Here is a 2478-nt window from a genome sequence, read left to right as displayed (position 1 = left end):
GCTCATCGGATCGCGCTTCAATACCTCCTGGACCAGCAGCGACAGGCCGGGAAAGCCCTTGCGCATGTCCGTGTGTCCCGTCGCCAGCCAGACCTTCACCCCACTCGGGATCGGGATCATGACTGGTCCAGCACGGCAACGACCCGGGCCAGAGCCGCGGCATCGACATCGGCGTCGACGACGATCCGCCGCCCGCCGACGAGGACGATCTCCATGCGTGAGGCCGCCGCCGTCATCTCAAGCTTCGACGGCTTCGGTGCCGGCGCCAGCACCGCGGGAACGAAGGTCGGCCCGGTCTCCGATCCGATACGCTCGGCCCGAAAGGCGCGCCGCCACGTCACCAATTGCGAGCGCGAAATGCCGTGCCGCCGCGCCGTCGCCGACACCAGCCGTGGGCCAGCCAGGCTCTCCAGCACGATCTTCAGCTTCTCCTCGTCGCTCCAGCGACGACGACGCCCCGTCCCGACGATCTCGAGCCGCTCGAACGCCCTGTGCGTATGACTGTCCATACGCTCTGTTCTCGAGCCAAAGCCCTGCCTCCCGCAAGGCGGCCTTCACCGCAGGATTACGATCCGGCATCCGAATTTGCAAGGAATCCACGGTCCCGGCCCACCATTCCTGCAAGAACGAGACTTGCCGCCCGGCGATCACGCAGCTCCGTCAATGACTTCCGAAGGTTTCACGGACGACTCGAAAACGCGCTCCACTGGGAACTCGACGTGGTCGTCGCCGAGGACGCCGCGCGAAACAGTCGCGACCACGCTCCGCAAAACCTCGCCGTGCTCCGACGCCTCGCCCTCAACGTCGCCCGCGCCGATCAAACCAAGGGCTCACTCGCCGGAAAGCTCAGGCAGGCCGGATGGAACAACGACTTCCTCCTCGACCTAACGCCATACCCCTACGGAGGAGCGACGGGGGAAGGTAGTCCGGCCACACCGCATTCGACTCGGCCTCATTGACGAGCGAGTCCCAGTCCGTACCCGCCTCCCCTTTCACCATCTGAACATGAAATTCCTCTTCCCCTCGAATCGTATTTCGAAAATACCTGACGGAAAATTCTATTTTATAATCACGAACGATCGATGAAACAATCTTTAGAAATTCCCAGGGCGTGAATACACTGCAGTGGACATCGACATAGCAACCTTTCATGTGAAGAGCTATCTTTCCATTGACAACCGAGGACGGCCAGCCGACCGCACACCTTTCAAGATCGAGCGGCGCATTCCAAATCGATCCTGGCTCGAAACCGACGGAATTGCGGTAACTGTCACAGACTATATCGAGCGGAGGGCGGCTTCTCTTTTCCTCATGAGCTTCGCGGATATCTTTCATGGTCGTCGAACGTCGAAGAACATCGAAAGTGAATCTCTTGTCGGGGACTGCCAAGCACAAAATGCCGCCCGCTCGAAGGAGCGTGTGTATCGACATCATCCACCCGACCAAGTCCGGGACGTGCTCTATCACATGCGAAGCAACAACGACATCGAATGGCGCTGCGTTTTTACATGCCTCGCCGATGTCACGCTCTACCACGAAATCGATGTCGGCCAACGCGTGAGCAGAAACGAGCGGGTCGTCCTTATACTTCTCGACAAGCTCGTCCGCTGAACAGTGGTCGGCATAAAATACATTTCCGCCTCCCTTTTTTACCAGAGGCCTATATAATGGACCGATTTCCAATATTTTCGATTTTTGAGTATCGATATTGGTGAGAATACTTTCCGATCGACCGAGAGGGGTGGCGGGCCTACATTCATCGACGAGTAATCGCCCTGATACTTCTGAGCGACGCTTTTTCGACACCATCCATTTATGAAATCTCAACACTCGACGTTCTCCCTTGAGAAGCAAACAGCACCTGAGGACGTTCGCATCTCTAGGAGCGCCCAAGACCACCCGTCAACTTGAAATGGCCGGTCATTATCAGGCGTCCGCAAACGCCGACCGACGTCCGCAACGAAGCGCGGGTGGACGACGTCGCAGATGATCAACCCCTTCGTTCCACACGACGGAATCAGGAGCCCGACGTCGGCCGAGCCCAGTTCCGAAGCGCCCAGGCCAAATCGCTGTGCGGTCGGGGCGCAGGGCCTCTTGAAACATCTGCTCCATGCCGAGCCCGGGGGAATGGCATATCAAATATCGGCGTCGAGTTTCTACAGCGGCGTCCGTTCCGGACAGTCTCTCATATCAGACATGCCTTCGCGCGGGACGGTCGCGGCAAACCGTCGCCAGCCCGAACTCGACAGCAGGATGACACCTCGCTGCACGGCCCGCAGCCTGGCCCGTTGGGTGTTTCGCCCCAGGATGAGGTGGCGGATCGGCTCGGTCTCTCGGCGTCGTGCGGCGCTCCCGTGAAGAGCGCCTGCCACAGCGGATCTTTCCCTTCTCGGGTCAAGAATACGCCACGTCTCTCCCGGACTGAACATCTAGGGTCCAGACTCATAACCAATAGCAGACGATAGCAGCGATATGGAC

General features: G+C 59.1%; 3 protein-coding genes and 1 pseudogene. 1 reads left to right on the top strand and 3 read right to left on the bottom strand.

The annotated features are described in order from the left end of the window. A partial coding sequence (gene tnpB / locus A33M_RS25280; protein WP_192814142.1) for an IS66 family insertion sequence element accessory protein TnpB occupies nucleotides 1-120 on the bottom strand: 120 nt, incomplete at its 3' end. Then, on the bottom strand, nucleotides 117-509 hold the full coding sequence (gene tnpA, locus A33M_RS21700) for an IS66-like element accessory protein TnpA (protein WP_008392130.1): 393 nt from the start codon (nucleotides 507-509) through the stop codon (nucleotides 117-119). The genes tnpB and tnpA, both read right to left, overlap by 4 nt. Before the next feature lie 165 nt (nucleotides 510-674). On the opposite strand from tnpA, the pseudogene A33M_RS23580 reads away from it, so the two are divergent. Next, nucleotides 675-959, top strand: a pseudogene (locus A33M_RS23580) (transposase); the annotation flags it as partial. Here A33M_RS23580 and A33M_RS25435 read toward each other — a convergent pair. Next, entirely contained in the window at nucleotides 847-1809 is a 963-nt protein-coding gene (locus A33M_RS25435; RefSeq protein ID WP_083850604.1) for a methyltransferase domain-containing protein, read from the bottom strand. The pseudogene A33M_RS23580 and the gene A33M_RS25435 overlap by 113 nt on opposite strands. Nucleotides 1810-2478 lie beyond the last annotated feature (669 nt).

The sequence above is a fragment of the Rhodovulum sp. PH10 genome (genome assembly GCF_000293785.1).
Taxonomy (GTDB): domain Bacteria; phylum Pseudomonadota; class Alphaproteobacteria; order Rhizobiales; family Xanthobacteraceae; genus Rhodoplanes.
Note: the sequence above shows the minus strand (reverse complement) of the source record. Positions and strands in the feature narration are given on the sequence as shown.

Bases quoted from the DNA above. Each gene is read 5' to 3' on its own strand.
- A33M_RS25435 (WP_083850604.1), bottom strand. From the start codon at position 1,809: ATGGTGTCGAAAAAGCGTCGCTCAGAAGTATCAGGGCGATTACTCGTC.
- tnpA (WP_008392130.1), bottom strand. From the start codon at position 509: ATGGACAGTCATACGCACAGGGCGTTCGAGCGGCTCGAGATCGTCGGG.